Genomic DNA, 19,038 nt, shown 5'->3' with positions numbered 1-19,038 from the left:
GGCAGCTTAGGCCGCAATCATACCGCTATGGCGGAGCAGCGCGTCAACGCTCGGCTCGCGACCGCGGAAGGCCTTGAACGACTCGATGGCCGGGCGCGAACCGCCGACCGACAGGATCTCGTCGAGGAAGCGCTGGCCGGTCGCCGCGTCGAAGGGATTGCCGGCTTCTTCAAAGGCGGCATAGGCGTCGGCCGAGAGAACCTCCGCCCACTTGTAGCTGAAGTAGCCGGCGCCGTAACCGCCGCCGAAAATATGCGAAAAGCTGTTCGGGAAACGATGCCATTCGGGCGGCAGCAGCACGGCGACTTCGCGGCGCACCTCGTTGAGCAGCTGCATGACGCTCTGCGGGCCGGCCGGGTCGAAGCTCGAATGGAGCAGCATGTCGAACAGCGAGAACTCGATCTGGCGGACCGCCATCATGCCGCTCTGGAAATTCTTGGCGGCCAGCATCTTGTCGAACAGGGCGCGCGGCAGGGTGGCGCCGCTATCGACGTGGGCCGTCATGCCTTCGACGACTTCCCATTCCCAGCAATAGTTTTCCATGAATTGCGACGGCAGTTCGACGGCGTCCCATTCGACGCCGTGGATGCCGGAAACGCCCAGTTCCTCGCCGCGCGTCAGCAGATGATGCAGACCGTGGCCGGTTTCGTGGAACAGCGTGGTCACTTCGTCGTGCGTGAAGGTGGCCGGCTTGTCGCCGTTCGGGCGGGCGAAGTTGCAGTTCAGGTAGGCGATCGGCTTCTGGATGCCGCCGGCCGTCCGCCGCCGCGACCGGGCTTCGTCCATCCAGGCGCCGCCGCGCTTGGTTTCGCGGGCATAGAGGTCGAGGTAGAACTGGCCGACCAGTTCGCCGGCCGGCGTTTCCAGGCGGTAGAAGCGGACGTCCTCATGCCAGGTCGGCGCGCTATCGGGCTTGACCTTGACGTTGAAGAGGCTCTCGATGACCTTGAACAGGCCGCCCAGCACCTTCGGTTCGGTGAAGTACTGCTTCACTTCCTGTTCGGAAAAAGCGTAGCGCTTTTGCAGCAGCTTTTCCGAAACGTAGGCCGCATCCCATGGCTGGAAGTCGTCCAGGCCGAGTTCATCCTTGGCGAAGGCGCGCAGTTCGGCGATGTCCTTGGCGGCAAACGGCTTGGCCTTGGCCGCCAGTTCGCGCAGGAAGGCCAGCACCTGTTCCGGCGTGTCGGCCATCTTCGGCGCCAGCGAGACCTCGGCGTAATTGGCGTAGCCGAGCATGCGGGCTTCCTCGCGGCGCAGTTCCAGAATGCGCTGCATGATCGGTGTGTTGTCCCATTCCGGCTTGCTCGTCCCGTCGTTGAATTCGGCGGCGCGGGTGGCGTAGGCGCGGTACATCCGGGCGCGCAGTTCGCGATTGTCGGCGTACTGCATCACCGGGCCGTAGGACGGCGCCTGCAGGCTGAAGCGCCAGCCATCGACGCCAGCCTTGACGGCGGCGGACTTGGCTGCCTCCAAGGCGTCGTCAGGCAGACCGGCGAGTAGCGCCGGGTCGGTGATGACTTCGGCGAAGGCGTTGGTCGCGTCGAGCAGATTCTCGGCGAACTTGGCGGCCAGGCTGGAGAGTTCTTCCATGATCGCCTGGAAGCGCGGCTTCTGGTCTTCCGGCAACTCGGCGCCGCTCAGCCGGAAATCGCGGACTTCGTTGTCGACGACCTTCTTCTGTTCGACGCTCAGCGTGGCGTACTCGGCGCTGGCGCGCAGGGCCTTGTACTTGTCGAACAGTTTCAGGTTCTGGCCGAGCTCGGCGTAGAAGCGCGAGACCTCGGGCAGCATCTCGTTGTAGGCCTCGCGCCAGGGCGGCACGTCGTTGACCGAATGCAGGTGGCCGACAATGCCCCAGGCCCGGCTGAACGGCTCCAGTCCCGCGGCCAGCGGGCCGGCGAAATCCCGCCAGGTGGCCGGCGTGCGGTCGGCGGTCAGGCGTTCGATCAGGTCGCGTCCAGTGGACAGCAGCGATTCGATGGCTGGTTTGACGTGTTCCGGCAGAACGGTGTCGAAGCGCGGCAGGTCGGAGAAGTCGAGCAGGGGATTGTGGTTTGTCATGGGGTCCGGGCAATGAAAAAGGGCGGTGTGAGCCGCCCGATGTTGTTTTAGAGGGTTTTGCCGGTCAGGCGTTCATACGCCTCGATATATTTGGCGCTGGTCCGCGCGATGACATCGGCCGGCAGTTTCGGGCCGGGGGCGACTTTGCCCCAGTCCAGCGTTTCCAGATAGTCGCGGACGTACTGCTTGTCGTAGGACGGCGGGTTGCTGCCTTCGGCGTACTGATCGGCCGGCCAGAAGCGGGAGGAGTCCGGGGTCAGCGCTTCGTCGATCAGATGCAGCGTACCGGCGGCATCGATGCCGAATTCGAACTTGGTGTCGGCGATGATGATGCCGCGCGTCGCCGCATAGACGGCGGCTTCCTCGTACAGGCGGATGGCCGCGCTACGGGCTTCGGCACAGAGGTCGGCGCCGTTCTTGCCGGTGCCCTGCAGTGCGTCGGCCAGCGTCGCGGCGCAGTTGGTCTGAGCCTGGGCGAAGGAAACGTTCTCGTCGTGATCGCCGACCTCGGCCTTGGTGGCCGGCGTGAAGATCGGGCTGGGCAGCTTGGCGGCCATTTTCAGGCCGGCCGGCAAGGCGATGCCGCAGATCGCGCCGGTTTGCTGGTAATCCTTCCAGCCGGAACCGATGACGTAACCGCGCACCACGGCTTCGATCGGCAGCGGCTTCAGGCGCTTGACGACGACGGCGCGGCCGCGCACCTGGTCGCGCTCGTTGTCGGCGACGACCGATTCCGGATCGATGCCGGTCAGCTGGTTGGGCACGATGTGACCGAGCTTGTCGAACCAGAAGTTGGCGACGGCCTGCAGCACTTCGCCCTTGCGCGGAATCGGGTCGGGCAGGATGACGTCGAAGGCGGACAGGCGGTCGGTGGTGATGATCAGCAGCTTGTCGGCGTCGACCGCGTAGATGTCGCGAACTTTGCCCTTGGAGAGCAGTGGCAGGCTGGTGATGGACGACTGAAAGAGAGGTGCGGTCACGGCAATGTTCCCGAAGGCAAAACGAGCATTATAAATTATTGCGCGGCTTCGCCTTCTTCGGCGGCCAGCTTCTTGCGCAATCGGCGGGTACCCCAGGCGACCAGGCCGGCAATGACCGGGATCGAGAGGGCGGTGATCACGTCGGTCGACTGGTGGTGCAGGTCCTTGGTGCCCTTGGCCAGATATTGCACCAGTTGCGAACCGTAGTAGGTCAGTACGACCACCGACAGGCCTTCGACGGTTTCCTGCAGGCGCAGTTGCAGCCGGGCGCGGCGGTTCATCTGCGAGAGCAGTTCCTGGTTCTGGCGCTCCAGTTCGATATCGACGCGGGTCCGCAGCAGCTGGCTGTTGCGGGCGACGCGGCCGGACAGTTCTTCCTGGCGCCGGCTGATCGCTTCGCAGGTCGCCATCGCCGGCACCAGCCGGCGCTGCATGAATTCGTCGATGGTCGGCAGGCCGGGGATGCGCGTCTCGCGCAGTTCGGCGATGCGTTGCGACACCAGGCCATGGTAGGCGTTTGCCGCGCCGAAGCGGAAAGTGGTGCGGGCCACCGAGCGTTCGACTTCGGCTGCCAGCTTGGACAGGCTGGCCAGCACGGTGCGTTCGTCTTCCGGCGTGTGGGCCTGGCCGATGTGGTCCATCAGGTCGGCCAGCTGTTTTTCGGCGGAGTAGAGCCAGCCGGCCACTTCCTTGGCGACCGGCAGGCCGAGCAGGGCCATCATCCGGTAAGTCTCGATCTCGACCAGGCGTTGTACGGTGCGCCCGGCCTGGCGCTGGGTCATGCCGGTATCGAGGACGAGGAAGCGCGAGAAGCCGTTGTCGATCTTGAAGTCGGTGAATACCCAGGCATTGCCGTCGGCGACCTGCGCCGCAACCATCTGGCGACCGCTCGGGCTGAGCTTGGCGAGGACCGAGTCCGGGCTGATTTCATCGGTCGAGCGCAGTTCGACATGCGTCGCGACGATCAGTTTGCCGGGAATGGCCGACATCCATTCGGGATGGACGGCATCGAAGGCCGTCGCGTCGGGGTCGAGCACGCCGCCGACCGGCAGCGGGCGGAAAAAAGTGTAGCTGGAAAACTCCGTGTGCATTTCCCAGCGCAGCCGGAAGGAGCCGGCGTCGATCATCTGGTGGGCGTCGGAGCTTTCGATCGAATGGCACACCTGGGACTGGGTCAGCCGCGTCAGGTTGTCGCGTTCCTCGGCAATGCTGTGGCGACCGCGCTTGAATACCAGGTGCGAGACGAGTTGCGCGTCCTGCAAAGGGATCGGCGGCCGGGCATGGAATTCGTTGTTGAGGCGCTGCCGGAGCGGATGCTCTTCCAGTTCGGAAATCGTGAATCGCGGGTGCATGGGCGGTGGTGGGCAGGTTGGTCAGCGCAAGGCGGCTGCCCGGATTCTAGCATTGCGTTCCGCTGGCCAAATGCTTGCCGACTAGCCCTGCCCAGCGGCTGGCGGAAATGATGAAAAGGCGGCTGTTGCGTTGTATGCTGCGCAATCGACCGGCCTGTTCCGGCGATCATCCGTTGGCCAATGCGCCGGTCTGAACTCAGCGTTCGGGGCAAAGTGGTTGAAACTTTTCGAGCTGCCTGAAGAATTGCGGAAGGAGATTCATGGTCCCTGACAAGTTGGTCGACTCCGCTGCCGCTCCGCATCCTTCGGGAGATTCGCCAGGCTACGCCGATTCGGCCATTGAACAGGCGCTGCTCGATGCCATTCCGGCCAGCGTCGCGCATATCGATGGCGGCGGTCGCATCGTCGCCGTCAACCAGCGCTGGGCGGCTTCGGCCAGCGGCAATTGCCTGATCCCGGCCGGCAGTGTGCTGGGGAGCGATTACCTGGCCCTCTGCGAGGGCATGCCGGCCGGCGAGGCGGCGCTCTATCTGCGGGAAATTCTTGCCGGCAGCCGGGAGGGCGGCAGCTTTGCCTATCCCAGCGATTCGCCGGATGGCCGGCGCTGGTTTCGCGCCCATTTCGCCGCCTTGGCCGTGGCCGGCGAACGGGGGGCGCTGGCGATGCTCGCGGATATTACCCACGAGGTGCTCGCCGAGCAGAAACTGTTCGACGTGGCGCATTTCGACGCCCTGACCGGCTTGCCGAATCGCCTGCTGTTTCTCGACCGCCTGGGCAACGGGCTGGCCCAGGCCCAGCGCCTGCGCAAGAGTGTCGCGGTGCTGTGCATCGATGTCGATCGTTTCAAGGTGATCAGCGATTCCCTCGGCCGGGCGGCCGGCGAGCTGCTGCTCCAGGGGGTCAGCCGGCGTATCGCCGACGGCCTGCGGCACAGCGATACGCTGGGCCGCCTCGATCAGCAGAAATTCGCCGTGATGGTCGCGGAAGTTGGTCTGGGCAGCGATGCCGGGGTGGTTGCCCGCAAGCTGATGGCCTTGCTCGAACAACCCTTCGAGATCAACGGACAGAAGGTTTTCGTCAGCGCCAGCATCGGCATCGCGCTGGCGCCCGGCGATTCCGACGACGTTGAAACGCTGCTCGGTTTCGCCGATACGGCGATGCGCCGGGCGCGCGACGCCGGATGCAACACCTTCCGCTACTACACGGCCAGCATGAACGAGGGGGCGCTGGCCCGCCTCAGCTTCGATAGCGACCTGCACCAGGCGCTGGCCGGGAACGAGTTCGAATTGTTCTACCAGCCCAAGGTCAGTTGCAGCAGCGGTGACATCGTCGGTCTCGAAGCCTTGCTGCGCTGGCGCCACCCGGGGCGCGGCCTGGTCATGCCGGACGATTTCGTGCCGGCCCTCGAGGAGAACGGCTTCATCATCGGCGTCGGCCAATGGGTGTTGCGGGAGGCCTGTCGCCAGCTCAAGCACTGGCACGATCTCGGTTTCGGCCGGCCGTCGGTCGCCGTCAATCTCTCGGTGTATCAGCTGGAAAGCAGCGAACTGGTCGCCAGCGTTCGCGAAGCGCTGGCCGTCAGCGGCCTGCCGGCCGATTGCCTCGAACTGGAGGTGACGGAAAGCGCCTTGCTGCGCAATGTCGAGCGGGTCAAGTTGATCATGACCGAGTTGCGCCGGCTCGGCGTGCGCTTTTGCATCGAGAACTTCGGTACCGGCTACGCCAGCGTTTCGTATCTCAAACGCTTTCCCCTCGATGCCATCAAGATGGGCCGCTCGGTGATCCAGGACATCACGGCCGAAGCCGACGACGTCTCGATCACCCGGGCGGTGATCGGCATGGCCCACAATCTCAAGCTCAAGGTCATCGCCCAGGGCGTCGAGACGGAAGGGCAACTGGCCCTGTTGGTCGCCAATCACTGCGATGAAATCCAGGGCTATTTCTTCAGCCACCCGCTGCCCGCCGCCGACATTGAAAAGATCCTGGCCGACCGTTGCACGATGCCGGCGCTGCCCGCCGCGCCCAGCCCGCGCGAGCGGACCATCCTGATCGTCGATGACGAGGAGAATATCCTCGCTTCGTTGCGCCGCCTGCTGCGCCGCAACGGCTACCGGATCCTGACGGCGACCGGCGGCGAAGCCGGCCTCGAACTGCTGGCGGTGAACGAGGTCGATATCATCCTCTCGGATCAGCGCATGCCGGGCATGATGGGCGTCGAATTCCTGCGCCGCGTCAAGTCGCTTTACCCGCAGACGGTGCGGATGGTGCTCTCCGGCTATACCGAACTGCAGTCGATCACCGACGCGATCAACGAAGGCGCCATCTATAAGTTTCTGACCAAGCCCTGGGACGACGAGCTGCTCCGCGCCAACATCGAGGAAGCTTTTCGCCACAAGGAAATGGCCGATGAAAACCGCCGTCTCAGTGGCGAAGTGCAGGCGGTCAACACCCAGCTGGCCGAGGCCAATGGCCGGCTGCTGCAGACGCTGGGCGAGAAGGAGCGGCGCATCGAGCGCGATGAAATGACCCTGGATATCGCGCAGGAGGCTTTGCAGTGCATCCCGTTCCCGGTGCTCGGGGTCGATGACGAAGATCTGGTGGTCTTCGCCAATATCGAAGCCGAGCGCCTGCTGGGCGGCGGCAATCCGCTGCTCGGCAGCGCGGCGAGCGATTGCCTGCCGGCCCCCTTGCTCCGGTTGCTGCAGGGGAACGATGGTGATGTCGTCGATTGGGTGGCCGGCAGCGGGTCGTTGCGCGCCTTGTATCGACGGATGGGGCCGCGCCATGCCGAAAGCCGTCTGCTGATTATTTTTCCGGTCACGGTGGGCGGCTGATGGTCAGCCACCGGCCCGCCCTGGCTTGAGACACTGAGGAACGCGATGGATACTTTTGTCTGGAATGAGCGCTACCTGACCGGCGAGTCCGTTGTCGATGCCGAACATCAGGAGCTGGTCCGCATCATCAACTGGGTGGGCCGCCTGCAATCGGCGGAAGCCGCGGCGGATGAGGTTGAAAGAGTATTCGGCTATCTGGTGAACTATGCAGTCACCCACTTTTCCCACGAGGAAGAGTTGATGGCCCAATCGGCCTGCGACGAGCGCCATGTCGCGCTGCACAAACGCATCCATCAGGATTTCGCGCAGCAGATCTCCAACATGCGCGCCGTCGATACCGGTCAGGCCGACACCGAGTTCCTGCTCCGTTTTCTGACCAACTGGCTGGCCTATCACATCCTCGGCACCGACCAGGCGATGGCCCGCCAGGTCCAGAGTATCCGCAGCGGCATGTCGCCGCAGCAGGCCTACGAAACCGAGCAGGCCCGGGTCTCCGATCCGGCCACGGCCAGCCTGCTCGACGCGGTGCATTCGCTGTATGGGGTGATTGCCGGCCGCAATCAGGCGCTGATCGATCTCAACCGCCAGCTCGAGCAGCGCGTCGAGACGCGGACGCAGGCGTTGTCCCAGGCCAATTGCGAGCTGGTGCTTGAACAGGCCAAACTCAAGGAGGCGCTGGCGACCGTCGAGGCAACCCAGCACCAGTTGGTCGAGTCGGAGCGCAAGCGGGCCGGACTCGACGCGCAGCGGGCCTTGCAGCAATTGCTTACGCAGATCGTCGATGGCGATCCGGTGCCGACCCTGGTTATCAACGCCGAGCACCAGGTAACCCACTGGAACAAGGCCTGTGCCGCGGTAACCGGCCGGTCGGCGGCGGAAATGCTGGGCAGCAACCGGCACTGGGCGGCCTTCTATCCGAACGAGCGGCCGATCATGGCCGACCTGATTGTCAGCGGCGCACTGGATGGTGGGTTCGAACAGTTGTACCCGGGCAAATTCCGGCGTTCGTCGCTGATCGACGGGGCGTTCGAAGCCGAGGCATTTTTCCCGCATTTCGGGGAAAGCGGCCGCTGGTTGTTCTTTACCGCCGCCCCGCTGCGCAATGCCACCGGCCGTATTGTCGGGGCCATCGAGACGCTGCAGGATGTCACCGAGCGCCATAGCGCCGAAGAAGCCTTGCGTGCCCATCAGGCGCACCTCGAACATATGGTCGAACAGCGCACCGCCGAGTTGCGCGAGGCCAATCGCCAACTGGCCGAGGACAATGCCCGGCGGGAAAGAGCGGAGGCCGAACTGCTGCGGCGCAATAGCGAACTGACCCGGCTCAACGAGCAGCTTTCGACTGCCCGGGAGCAACTGGCCCAGTCGGAAAAACTCGCCTCGATCGGCCAACTGGCGGCCGGTGTCGCCCATGAGATCAATAACCCGATCGGCTACGTGTATTCCAACATCGGCGCCCTGGAAAAATATATCGCCAGCCTGTTTCGCATTCTCCAGGCCTACCAGGCCGTCGAGCCCGATGGGACGACCGAGCAGGGGGCCTTGCTCGGCGCGCTGCGCCAGGAAATCGACCTGAATTTCCTGCGAGAGGACATTCCGCTGCTGATGGACGAATCGAAGGAAGGGATCACCCGGGTCAAGAAAATCGTTCAGGATCTGAAGGATTTCTCGCGGGTGGACAGTTCCCAGTCCTGGCAGCGGGTCAACCTGCACCAGGGCATCGATTCGACGATCAACATCGTGGCCAGCGAAATCAAGTACAAGGCCGATGTCGTCAAGCATTACGGCGATCTGCCCGAAGTCGAGTGCCTGCCTTCCCAGCTCAACCAGGTCTTTCTCAACCTGCTGGTCAATGCGGCGCATGCCATGGGGCCGGAGCATGGCTGCATCACGATTACCACCGGCGTGAGCGGCGACAGCGTCTGGCTGGAATTTGCCGATACCGGCAGTGGTATTCCGGAAAGTATCCGGCAAAAGATCTTCGATCCGTTCTTTACGACCAAACCGGTCGGCAAAGGCACCGGACTGGGGTTGTCGCTGTCCTACGGCATTATCAGGAACCACCATGGCAGCATCGAGCTGGAGAGCGAAGTCGGCAAAGGCAGCACTTTCCGCATCACGCTGCCCATTCGCCATGACGCGGACGGAGATCCGACGGTGCCCAACGCGAACGCGGCGAGCCGGTCATGAGACGGGGGCGCTAGCCATGCATCGCTTGCTGGCCCGCCAGTTGAAGCGGCAGTTCGGGAGCCTGCATGACGTCCCGGACGGCCTGAGCGAGTTCATTCAGGCGATTGACCAGGCTTACGGCAAAGCCGATGCGGATTTCGCTCTGCTGGCCCATTCGCTCGACGAGATGTCCCGCGAACTGAACGAACGCAACGATGCCCTGCGCCGGGATCGGGATGCGCAGGCGGCGATGGCGCATCGGCTGGAGGATACGCAGAACCAGCTGGTCCAGTCGGAAAAGATGGCGTCGGTCGGCCAGCTGGCGGCCGGGGTGGCCCACGAAATCAACAACCCGGTCGGCTACATCAACTCCAATCTCAATACCCTCGGTGTTTACGTCGGTGAACTGCTCGAACTGCTCGCCGGCTACGAGGCCAGCGAGGCCGAGTTGCCGGCGGCGCAACGCCAGAAATTGCAGGCCCTGCGCGAAAAGATCGACCTGCCGTATCTCAAGGAGGAATTGCCGGCGCTGCTTGGCGAATCGCGGGAAGGAATCGGCCGGGTCACGAAAATCGTCAATGACCTGAAGGACTTTTCCCATAGCGACAAAGGGGTGTTCACCTGGGTCAATATTCACCACGGGCTGAACTCGACGCTCAACATCGCGACCAACGAGATCAAGTACAAGGCCGATGTGCTTAAGGATTACGGCGACATTCCGGACATCGAGTGCCTGCCGTCGCAGCTCAACCAGGTCTTCATGAATCTCGTGGTCAATGCCGCCCAGGCGATGGACGGTACGAAGCGCGGGACGATCACGGTACGCACCCGGCAACTCGATGCCGAAACGGTGAGCATCGAAATCGCCGACGATGGCGGCGGCATCGAAGAGAAAAATCTGCTCCGAATCTTCGACCCGTTTTTCACCACCAAGCCGATCGGCAAGGGGACGGGCCTGGGCCTCGCGTTGTCCTACGGCATCATCCAGAAACACCACGGCAGCATCCACGTCGCAAGCGTCGCCGGCCAGGGCACGACCTTTCGTATCTGCCTGCCGATCAGCCAGCCGGTTCAGGCGTGATCGTATATTTGGCTGCGCCCCCGGCCGACGCAAAGCCTATCTCTTTTCGGTACATGACGAAGAGGTTCAATAAATCCAACGTCTCAATTCGCCCGCCTGCGCGCCCTTTCACCGCGGTTCGGTTGAATGATGGGTTGGACGGCATAGCCTGTGCATCTCTAATCTTTCGGAAGATAGCTCTTGAGCGAATGTCGGACGGCTTCCATTCGATCCTGCAACATTTCGGTCGTGGGGGCGCAGCTCCTGAAAAATTCGTCCGCGTCCCGCGCTGGCTTGCGACGGGCCGCATCTTCGATAATTCGATCATAGGCGGCTGCCTCTATGCCTAGCCGAACGATCTGCTCACATAAATCGTCCGAGAAGTAGTGGGCATTCTCAACGGCGCTATGGATTGCTGAGCGCGCTTCTGGTCGAAGTTTCAGGAATTGCTCGGCTTGTGCAAGCGTGAACTCGTGCCCGACTACACCATCACCAAGAGGGGCAAAGTTCAGTATTACGGACTCATACGCGAGTTCAATATCGAGCACCGCGGCAGCACTCATGACTCGCCTGCGATGTTCGGACATCCGATCTCGTGCTTCGGCGCGGCGCTGGAGCCAGGGAACAAAGATTGCGACGGCTATAGCGAGAATTGCGCCAATTGCCTGAAACCAAGCGGCTTGGCCTGCTGGGTCCATTTTGCACCACCACATGGATAGTCCGACCCATTCTAGCTGGCAAGTCATAGAGCCTCCGAAGCGTTCGAGCACGCTGTTGTAGCCCAATGGCTAATCAGACGCAAAAGCGTCCGGCTGATTGTCAATATTAGCGACATGGCTTTAATCCTCGTAACCCAATGAGTGAGTTGAGGTTATCCCGTGCGCATTTTCTTATCAATGGCAATGGCACCGACCCGCGTTGGCTGTCGGCCGACTGCCCCGGGCAAGGTTTTGCCGGTCCCGCCCGGGCTATTCCTCGTCCTTCGGTTTACTCGAACTGTTTAGCGGATTTTCATCTATCGGATTTTTGCCGCCCTCAAGTAGGATGGCTCTTCCGATGACTAGAGGAGATTCAAGCGAATGAAGATGACCACTTCTATTGAGCGCGGCACTGAATATCTTTGCATCAAGCTGGGGGCTGCCGTCACTGCCATTCAGCAGGTGGCCGTCGTCAAAGGACTCCCGATGTGGGAGGTTGAACGCAAGATGGGTTCCGGGACGAAAAAACGTTTGATTGTCTCGGCGCGTGCCCTTCTACCCCTTGTCGCTCCAGGCAATGCCTGCTTGCAGGGAGCGCAATAAGCGGCAGTGTTTACCGTGCCACGTCCGGCGCGGCGTTCGGCAGGTCGCCTGGGTTTGCCTTGAGGCGAAGCAGGTAACTGCCGAACTCCTGCTCCAGGTTCGGGGCGGCGTGGTCGAGCAGGAAGTTGCGGAATTTCTGGCCGGCCGGCAGCAGGCGCTTGCTGTTCATATGGACGACGTACCAGGTGCGTTCGATCGGCGTGCCGATCACATCGAGCAGGCAGATTTCGCCGGTTTTCAGTTCGAGCGGCAGCGTATGCAGCGAGAGCAGGCTGACGCCCATGCCGGCCATCACTGCCTGCTTGATCGTTTCGTTGCTGCCCAGGCTGATCGTTCGGGCCGGCGTGAATAGGTGATTCCTGAACATTTCCTCGGCCACCCGGCGCGAGCCGGAGCCTTCCTCGCGCAGCAGGATGGTTTCGTGGCGCAGTTCGTGCAGGTCGAAACGCCGGGCGGCGGCCAGCGGATGCTCGGCCGGGGCGATCAGGACGTAGGGGTGGCTGGCCAGCGGTTCGGCGTGGGCGTCGATTTCAACCGGCGTCCGGCCCATTACGGCGAGATCGATGGCGTTGTCCTGCAGTTTCTGGAGCAAGGCCTCGCGGTTGCCGACGGTGAACTGCACTTCGACGCCCGGATGTTCCTGGGCGAACTTGGCGAGCAGTTTGGGCATGAAGTATTTGGCGGTGCTGACCAGGCCGACCGAGAGCAGGCCGGTTTCGGCGCCGAGCAGGCCCTGCAGGTTGGCTTCGGCATCCTTGATTTCACCGAGCACGCGCAGCGCGTGATGGACCAGCATTTCGCCCGCCCCGGTCAGCGCGACGCCGCGTCCCAGGCGCTCGAACAGCGGCAGGCCGACGTTGTCTTCGAGCTGTTTCAACTGCATCGAGACGGCCGGCGGGGTCAGGTGCAATTCCTCGGCGGCGCGGGCATAACTCAGATGGCGGGCGGCGACGACGAAAATCTGGAGCTGGCGAAGCGTCAGGCTGCGAATGAAATTCACCGGGGTCGTTTCTTAAGAGTGATGTCGATTAATTAAGGCAGGGTTTAACTTTAGGCTTTGCTTCCGGGGATGGCAATGGCCGACGGGAAACGTCGGGCGAGCCGATGAAAAACCCCGCCGGAGCGGGGTTGCTTGCGTTATCGGCAGTGGGCGGCCAGCTTGTCGCGCCAGCCCGGGTAGATCTGGTCGGCGTCCTGTGGGAAGGAGGCGAAGGCGCGGGCGAATTCCCGATGCTCCTTGGCCCATTCGATCGGGTCGGCCCCGGCTTTCCAGCATTCGTAGGCCTGGCGCAGCGAGCGGGCGCCGGCCGCCGGGCTGTCGAGGTGACCGTAGGCGCCGCCGCCGGCCGTGTTGATGACGTTGCCGTGGCCGAGGTTGGCGAAAAAGCCGGGCAGGCGGAGCGCATTCATGCCGCCGGAGATGATCGGCGTCGTCGGCCGCATGCCGTGCCATTTCTGGAAGTAGGCCGGCCCCTGGTATTCCTCGCGCTCGATGATGTAGGCGATGGCGCGGTCGTCCTTGTCGCCTTCCATCTTGCCGTAGCCCATGGTCCCGACGTGGATGCCGGAAGCGCCTTGCAGGCGGCTCATCTTGGCCAGCACGTAGGCGGTGTAGCCGCGCTTGGCCGAGGGCGAGGTGACGGCGCCGTGGCCGGCCCGGTGGTAGTGCAGGTACTGGCGCGAGAAGTAGCGGCGGGCGGTGGTGACCATGCCCGGGCCGCCGACGTAGCCATCGACCAGAAAGGCCACCTTGTCGGCATCCGGGCCGAAAGTTTCGAGGATGAATTCGCCGCGGGCGATCATTTCGGCGTGGTCGTCGGCCGTGATGTTCGCCGAGAACAGCTTGGCCTCGCCGGTTTCGTCCATCGCCCGCTTCATCGCGTCATAGACCAGCGGGATGGTCTGGCGCAGCGGCGAAAAAACCTGGTTGCCCTGCGGCTCGTCGTTCTTGATGAAGTCGCCGCCCAGCCAGAACTGGTAGGCGGCCTTGGCGAACGGCTCGGGGCGCAGGCCGAGCTTGGGCTTGATGATGGTGCCGGCGATGTAGCCGCCATTCTCGACCGGCCGGCCGAGGATGCGCCAGAGGTTGCTGATGTCGACGGAGGGCCCGTCGAACAGTTCGATGACCCGGCGCGGCACGTAAAAGTCGTACATCTTGGCGTGCTCGATGTCGCCCATGCCCTGGTTGTTGCCGATGGTCAGCGTCAGGAAGGAGACCATCATCATCCGGCCGTCGATGATGTTGCGGTCGAACAGATCGAGCGGGTAGGCGATGCGCATTTCCTCGCTGGCCTCGTCGATCAGATAGACCAGCGCATCGACCCCTTTGGTGAAGTCGTCGGTGGTGCACACCTCGACATTGGTGCCGGTCGACGATTCGGCGGCAAAGTGGGCGGCGGCCTCGAGGTAGCCGTGGCCAGCTTTCGGCTTCATCTTGTAGGCACAGAGAATGTGGCGGCCTCCGGCGATCAGGTCTTCTTCCTTCAGACTGAGGTCGGCGTAGCGGTTTGACTGGTCCATCGTCTTGTCTCCTAGGGGGGCGGAAGGCGTGCTGCGATGGACTGAATGCTAGGAGCTTCAATAGATAAACAACAGTCAGATGTTTTTATCCAATCGATAAGCTTTTGCTGATTGATTGGCCGGTCGGCATTTCCCCGACGCATTCGGTATCATCGGCGGCATGAATTTTCGCCGTATCGCCAACAGCATCGTCACCCGCCTGCTCCTGCTCGGCATCGTCATCGTTCTGGCCGGTGTCGTGGCGCGCTATACGCTGCTCGGCGCCTATCTGCGCGAAGATGTCGAGAAGGTCGTTTCGGCTCAACAGCTGGCCCTGGCCACTTACGTCGCGCACGATATCGACTACAAGATTCGCGAACGGCAGGCGATGCTCAGGCAACTGGCCAAGGTCCTCCCGGCGCACCTGTTGCATCGCCCCGAGGAACTCCGGGCGTGGCTCGGCGAGCGCCACGAATGGCAGCCGCTGTTTTCGCAAGGCCTGTTCGTCGTCGATCCGAGCGGCCTGGTGTTGGGCGATTATCCGCGGCGGCCCGAGCGGCTCGGGATGAGTTATCGCGATCGCGACTACGTGCGCGAGGCCCTGGCCGGCAAGGCAGCGGTTGGTCGGCCGGTGGTCGGCCGGATCACCAAGGAGCCGGTGCTGCCGCTCGCCGTACCTGTCAGGAAGGCGAACGGCGAAGTTCAGGCCGTGCTGGTCGGCATCACGGCCATTGGCGCCCCGGGTTTCCTCGACCTGTTGCAGCAGGGCCGGATTGGCGAAAGCGGCGGTTTCCTGCTGGTCTCGCCGCGCGACCAGTTGTTCGTCGCCGCCAGCGATCCGGCCATGGTCCTCCAGGCGACGCCGCCGCCCGGCGTTAACCCGTTGCACGATCGGGCCATGGGCGGCTATCGAGGGCACGGCGTGACGACCAATGCGCGGGGCGTCGAAGAAGTGTCGGCCATGGCTTCGGTCGCCAGCACCGGCTGGTTCGTGGTGGCCCGCCTGCCGACCGCCGAAGCCTTTGCCCTGGTCAAGCATGTTCAGAATTTCGTGCTGCGGCATGCCGCCACGTCCATTGCCTTCTTCCTGCTGGTGGCGACCGGCAGTCTGCTCGCCGTTTTTCGGCCATTGTTCCGGGCGGCCGACCATGCCGACAAAATGACGCGCGGCGAGTTGCCGCTCGAACCGCTTCCGGTGGCCCGGGCCGACGAGGTCGGCCATCTGACGGAAGCCTTCAACCGGCTGCTGGTCAAACTGCAGGCGACCCAGGCCGAATTCGCCCGCATGGCGCATCACGACACCCTGACCGGTCTGCCGAATCGGGCACTGCTCTGCGACCGGATTCAGCAGGTGTTGCGCCGCGCGCATCGCAACGACACCCGGTTCTCCATCCTTTTCCTCGATCTCGACGGCTTCAAGGCGATCAACGACGCCCTCGGCCACGAGGCGGGCGATCTGGCCCTGGTCCAGGTGGCGCAGCGCCTGCAGGCGAGCATCCGGGAGACCGATACGCTGGCCCGGGTCGGTGGCGACGAATTCGTCATCGTGGTCGGCGATCTCGGGGCCGAGCCGGGCTATCTCGAAGAATCGGCCAAGGCCGTCGCCACCAAATGCATCAAGGCGATCGACCAGCCATTCCATCTGCGCGGCCAGGAATGCTCACTCGGCCTGTCGGTCGGGATCGCGCTCGGCGACGGGCGAAGCGATGCCGACGACTTGATGTCCCTGGCCGACCGCGCCATGTACCAGGCCAAACAGGCGGGACGCGGGCGCTATGTGATGGCTGGCGCCGCGGCCGACTAAGCGTTCCCGGGGCGGCGCGTCGCCGGCCGGTTTACCTGCCGGCCTTCGGCCTGCAGCCAGTCGCTGAAGGCGGCCACCGAGGGCCGACTGGCCATCGCTTCCGACATCACCAGGTAGTAGGCGTAGGGCGACGGGATGGTCAGCGCGAAGGGCATCAACAAGCGCCCGGCGGCGACCTCGGCCTCGACCAGCGGCGACAGGGCGAGCGCGACGCCCTGGCCATCGAGCGCCGCTTCGACGGCGAGCACCGCATTCGAAAAGCGCGGGCCGCGCCGGGCGTCCACGCCGGGCACGCCGGCCGTGTTCAGCCATTGCGCCCAGTCGGGCTGGCGGCCTTCTTCGCCGATCGTTTCGTCGTGGATCAGCACATGGCGGGCGAGGTCGGCCGGACTGTCGAGCGGCTTGTCCGGCGTCGGCAGGCGGGGGCTGCACACCGGTACGCAATTCGGGGCGAAAATCTTTTCAACGCGCAGGCCGGGGTAGTTGCCGGTGCCGTAGCGGATGGCGACTTCGCTGGTCGCCGTCCGCGGGTCGGTCTGCCGCTCGACGAAGAGCATCGTTTCGCCGTGCCGATCGACCGCGTCGGCACTGCTCGACAGGCGGAGCGCAATGCCCGGATGGCTGGCGGCGAAGCGCGGCAGGCGCGGCACCAGCCAGCGCGAAGCGAAGGAGGGCGGGGCATTGACGGTGAGCGGGCCATCGTCGCCCTGGCGCGAACTTTCGATGGCCGCCGCCAGGCAGTCGAAACCTTCCCGTATCTTCGGCAGCATGGCCATGCCCTGCGGCGTCAGTTCGATGGCCCGGGTCAGGCGGCGAAACAGGCTGAGGTCGAGGTAGCTTTCGAGCAGCTTGATCTGCTGGCTGATGGCGGCCGGGGTGACGTGCAGCTCTTCCGCCGCCTTCTTGAAACTGAGGTGGCGGGCGGCGGCTTCGAAGGCACGCAGGGCGGGCAGAGGGGGAAGTCGATAGCTCATGGGTGACGATTAAGTTTTATTTATCCATCGCATCATAAAGTGTCGTTTGCCGACCGGCAATCGGCGTTTTATCGTACCGCCCCTGAGCTTTTCCACCCCCCCCAAAGGATGCATTACCATGAAACACGCCCTGTTCGCTGCCGCTCTCCTTTCTCTCGCCCTGACCGCCTGTGGCCAGAAGGACGCAGCGGTAGCGGCACCGGAAGCCGCCCCCGTGGCCGCCCCGGCCCCTGCACCGGAAGCCGCTCCGGCCCCGGCCCCTGCTGCCGCCAGCGAAGCTGCCCCGGTTGATGCGGCTGCCCCGGCCGCCGCCGATGCGTCGAAGCCGGCTGCCGAAGCCGATCTGAAGCAGCGCTGAGCGCCTGCGTTTTACCTTATTGCGTCAATCTCCCCCTGACGATCATGCGCCCTTGAAGTATTGGGCTTGAGCCCGCCTTGTGCGGGCTTTTTTTTACTTTCTTTCCCAGGATCACTACAGACCATGCAGACCTCGAATGGATCATCCCGTATCCAGTGCGCCAAACTGCGCAGCAAGGTAATGTCGGCCGAAGAGGCCGCCAACCTGATTCCGTCCGGCGTCAATGTCGGCATGAGCGGTTTTACCGGTGCCGGCTACCCGAAGTTGGTGCCGTCGGCCCTGGCCAAACGCATCATGGACGCCAATCTGTATGGCAAGAAATTCAAGATCGGCGTGTGGACCGGCGCCTCGACCGCGCCCGACCTGGACGGCGCGCTGGCCATGGTCGATGGCGTCGAGATGCGGCTGCCCTACCAGTCGGACCCGACCTGCCGCAAACGGATCAATGCCGGCGAGATGGAATACATCGACATTCACCTGTCGCATGTCGCGCAGTTCGTCTGGTCCGGCTTTCTCGGCAAGCTCGACATTGCCGTGGTCGAAGTGGCCGGGGTTCTGGAAGACGGGCGGCTGATTCCCTCGTCGTCGGTCGGCAACAACAAGACCTGGCTGGATCAGGCCGACAAGATCATCCTGGAAGTGAATTCCTGGCAAAACCCCGAGCTCGAGGGGATGCACGACATTTACTACGGCACCCAGCTGCCGCCGCACCGCAAGCCGATTCCGCTGGTCCGCACCCAGGACCGGATCGGCGAACCGTATCTGCGCTGTGACCCGAACAAGGTCATCGCCGTCGTCGAAACCAACAGCCCGGATCGCAATTCGGCTTTCTCGGCCCCCGATGAAAACTCCCGCAAGATCGCCGGCCACATCCTCGAATTCTTCGAGCACGAGGTCAAGAAAGGCCGCCTGCCGGTCGACCTGCTGCCGCTGCAGTCGGGTGTCGGCAACATCGCCAATGCCGTGATGGCCGGCCTCAATCAGGGCCCGTTCGAGAACCTGACGGCCTATACCGAAGTGCTGCAGGACGGCATGCTGGAGATGATCAAGTCCGGCAAGCTGACCTGCGCCTCGGCCACCGCCTTCTCGCTGAGCTCGGGCGCCCTGGCCGAACTGAATACCGACCTGGCGCGCTACAAGAACAACATCATCCTGCGCCCGCAGGAAATCTCGAACCACCCGGAAATCATCCGCCGGCTCGGGGTCATCGCGATGAACGGCATGATCGAGGCCGACATCTACGGCAACGTCAATTCGACCCACATCATGGGCACCAAGATCATGAACGGCATCGGCGGCTCCGGCGACTTCGCCCGCAACGCCTATCTGTCGATGTTCATGACGCCGTCGCAAGCCAAGGGCGGGGAAATCTCCTGCATCGTGCCGATGGCTTCGCACGTCGACCACACCGAACACGACGTCCAGATCCTGGTCACCGAACAGGGCCTGGCCGACCTGCGCGGCCTCTCGCCGAAGCAACGCGCCAAGGCGATTATCGAGAACTGCGCCCACCCGCACTTCAAGCCGGCGCTGAGCGACTACTACAAGCGCGCCCTCGATCATTCGCCGGGCAAGCAAACGCCGCATCTGCTCGAAGAAGCCCTGAGCTGGCACCTGCGTTACCTGCGCCAAGGGGCAATGTAAGC

The 19,038-nt window shown here is 63.5% G+C and carries 14 protein-coding genes; 7 read left to right on the top strand and 7 right to left on the bottom strand.

Translation table 11 applies throughout. The features are described 5' to 3' along the window. Positions 1-6 precede the first annotated feature (6 nt). Genes KI611_RS19350 through KI611_RS19340 form a run of 3 tightly spaced genes read right to left on the bottom strand, consistent with a single transcriptional unit; the run spans position 7 to position 4,393 of the window. On the bottom strand, positions 7-2,061 hold the full coding sequence (locus KI611_RS19350) for a M3 family metallopeptidase (protein ID WP_226417279.1): 2,055 nt from the start codon (positions 2,059-2,061) through the stop codon (positions 7-9). 47 nt (positions 2,062-2,108) lie between these two features. Beyond that, entirely contained in the window at positions 2,109-3,041 is a 933-nt protein-coding gene (locus KI611_RS19345; RefSeq protein ID WP_226417278.1) for a phosphoribosylaminoimidazolesuccinocarboxamide synthase, read from the bottom strand. Positions 3,042-3,076: 35 nt separating this feature from the next. After that, the gene (locus KI611_RS19340; RefSeq protein ID WP_226417277.1) at positions 3,077-4,393 is read right to left on the bottom strand and encodes a DUF3422 family protein; all 1,317 of its coding nucleotides are present in this window, start codon (positions 4,391-4,393) and stop codon (positions 3,077-3,079) included. A 260-nt stretch (positions 4,394-4,653) separates the two neighbouring features. Here KI611_RS19340 and KI611_RS19335 point away from each other — a divergent pair, with 260 nt between their 5' ends. The 3 genes from KI611_RS19335 to KI611_RS19325 are packed head-to-tail and all read left to right on the top strand — an operon-like array spanning position 4,654 to position 10,477. Continuing rightward, positions 4,654-7,227, top strand: coding sequence for an EAL domain-containing protein (locus tag KI611_RS19335; RefSeq protein WP_226417276.1), 2,574 nt, complete (start codon positions 4,654-4,656; stop codon positions 7,225-7,227). Positions 7,228-7,272: 45 nt separating this feature from the next. Continuing rightward, the gene (locus KI611_RS19330) at positions 7,273-9,417 is read left to right on the top strand and encodes a hemerythrin domain-containing protein (protein WP_226417275.1); all 2,145 of its coding nucleotides are present in this window, start codon (positions 7,273-7,275) and stop codon (positions 9,415-9,417) included. Between the two features lie 16 nt (positions 9,418-9,433). Then, complete coding sequence (locus tag KI611_RS19325) at positions 9,434-10,477, top strand: ATP-binding protein (protein ID WP_226417274.1); 1,044 nt, start codon at positions 9,434-9,436, stop codon at positions 10,475-10,477. Positions 10,478-10,635: 158 nt separating this feature from the next. Here the strand turns inward: KI611_RS19325 and KI611_RS19320 are convergent, their stop codons facing one another. Further along, positions 10,636-11,019: a hypothetical protein gene (locus KI611_RS19320; RefSeq protein ID WP_226417273.1), complete on the bottom strand. Its 384-nt coding sequence runs from the start codon at positions 11,017-11,019 to the stop codon at positions 10,636-10,638. A gap of 516 nt (positions 11,020-11,535) precedes the next feature. On the opposite strand from KI611_RS19320, the gene KI611_RS19315 reads away from it, so the two are divergent. Further along, a complete protein-coding gene (locus tag KI611_RS19315; RefSeq protein ID WP_226417272.1) occupies positions 11,536-11,757 on the top strand; it encodes a hypothetical protein in 222 nt (73 codons plus the stop codon). 10 nt (positions 11,758-11,767) lie between these two features. Here the strand turns inward: KI611_RS19315 and KI611_RS19310 are convergent, their stop codons facing one another. Then, positions 11,768-12,757 carry a LysR family transcriptional regulator gene (locus KI611_RS19310; RefSeq protein WP_226417271.1) on the bottom strand — a complete coding sequence of 330 codons (990 nt, stop codon included), beginning with the start codon at positions 12,755-12,757 and terminating at the stop codon, positions 11,768-11,770. 137 nt (positions 12,758-12,894) lie between these two features. Next, positions 12,895-14,277, bottom strand: coding sequence for a ribulose-bisphosphate carboxylase (locus tag KI611_RS19305; protein WP_226417270.1), 1,383 nt, complete (start codon positions 14,275-14,277; stop codon positions 12,895-12,897). 160 nt (positions 14,278-14,437) lie between these two features. On the opposite strand from KI611_RS19305, the gene KI611_RS19300 reads away from it, so the two are divergent. After that, on the top strand, positions 14,438-16,060 hold the full coding sequence (locus tag KI611_RS19300; RefSeq protein WP_226417269.1) for a diguanylate cyclase domain-containing protein: 1,623 nt from the start codon (positions 14,438-14,440) through the stop codon (positions 16,058-16,060). Here the strand turns inward: KI611_RS19300 and KI611_RS19295 are convergent. After that, positions 16,057-17,034 carry a transcriptional regulator GcvA gene (locus KI611_RS19295; protein ID WP_226417268.1) on the bottom strand — a complete coding sequence of 326 codons (978 nt, stop codon included), beginning with the start codon at positions 17,032-17,034 and terminating at the stop codon, positions 16,057-16,059. The genes KI611_RS19300 and KI611_RS19295 overlap by 4 nt on opposite strands. A gap of 118 nt (positions 17,035-17,152) precedes the next feature. On the opposite strand from KI611_RS19295, the gene KI611_RS19290 reads away from it, so the two are divergent. Beyond that, positions 17,153-17,392, top strand: a complete 240-nt coding sequence (locus KI611_RS19290) for a hypothetical protein (RefSeq protein ID WP_226417267.1) — start codon at positions 17,153-17,155, stop codon at positions 17,390-17,392. Between the two features lie 123 nt (positions 17,393-17,515). Then, a complete protein-coding gene (locus KI611_RS19285) occupies positions 17,516-19,036 on the top strand; it encodes an acetyl-CoA hydrolase/transferase family protein (protein ID WP_226417266.1) in 1,521 nt (506 codons plus the stop codon). Positions 19,037-19,038: the final 2 nt, after the last annotated feature.

The sequence above is a fragment of the Dechloromonas denitrificans genome, from assembly GCF_020510685.1.
Classification (GTDB): Bacteria; Pseudomonadota; Gammaproteobacteria; order Burkholderiales; family Rhodocyclaceae; genus Azonexus; species Azonexus denitrificans_A.
This window is presented reverse-complemented; position numbering and strand designations above follow the sequence as displayed.

What these genes read in the sequence shown, in the direction of transcription:
- KI611_RS19305 (WP_226417270.1), bottom strand. Translation starts at nt 14,277, where the DNA reads ATGGACCAGTCAAACCGCTACGCCGACCTCAGTCTGAAGGAAGAAGAC.
- KI611_RS19335 (WP_226417276.1), top strand. Translation starts at nt 4,654, where the DNA reads ATGGTCCCTGACAAGTTGGTCGACTCCGCTGCCGCTCCGCATCCTTCG.
- KI611_RS19350 (WP_226417279.1), bottom strand. Translation starts at nt 2,061, where the DNA reads ATGACAAACCACAATCCCCTGCTCGACTTCTCCGACCTGCCGCGCTTC.
- KI611_RS19290 (WP_226417267.1), top strand. Translation starts at nt 17,153, where the DNA reads ATGAAACACGCCCTGTTCGCTGCCGCTCTCCTTTCTCTCGCCCTGACC.
- KI611_RS19315 (WP_226417272.1), top strand. Translation starts at nt 11,536, where the DNA reads ATGAAGATGACCACTTCTATTGAGCGCGGCACTGAATATCTTTGCATC.
- KI611_RS19320 (WP_226417273.1), bottom strand. Translation starts at nt 11,019, where the DNA reads ATGAGTGCTGCCGCGGTGCTCGATATTGAACTCGCGTATGAGTCCGTA.
- KI611_RS19300 (WP_226417269.1), top strand. Translation starts at nt 14,438, where the DNA reads ATGAATTTTCGCCGTATCGCCAACAGCATCGTCACCCGCCTGCTCCTG.
- KI611_RS19295 (WP_226417268.1), bottom strand. Translation starts at nt 17,034, where the DNA reads ATGAGCTATCGACTTCCCCCTCTGCCCGCCCTGCGTGCCTTCGAAGCC.
- KI611_RS19285 (WP_226417266.1), top strand. Translation starts at nt 17,516, where the DNA reads ATGCAGACCTCGAATGGATCATCCCGTATCCAGTGCGCCAAACTGCGC.
- KI611_RS19330 (WP_226417275.1), top strand. Translation starts at nt 7,273, where the DNA reads ATGGATACTTTTGTCTGGAATGAGCGCTACCTGACCGGCGAGTCCGTT.
- KI611_RS19325 (WP_226417274.1), top strand. Translation starts at nt 9,434, where the DNA reads ATGCATCGCTTGCTGGCCCGCCAGTTGAAGCGGCAGTTCGGGAGCCTG.
- KI611_RS19340 (WP_226417277.1), bottom strand. Translation starts at nt 4,393, where the DNA reads ATGCACCCGCGATTCACGATTTCCGAACTGGAAGAGCATCCGCTCCGG.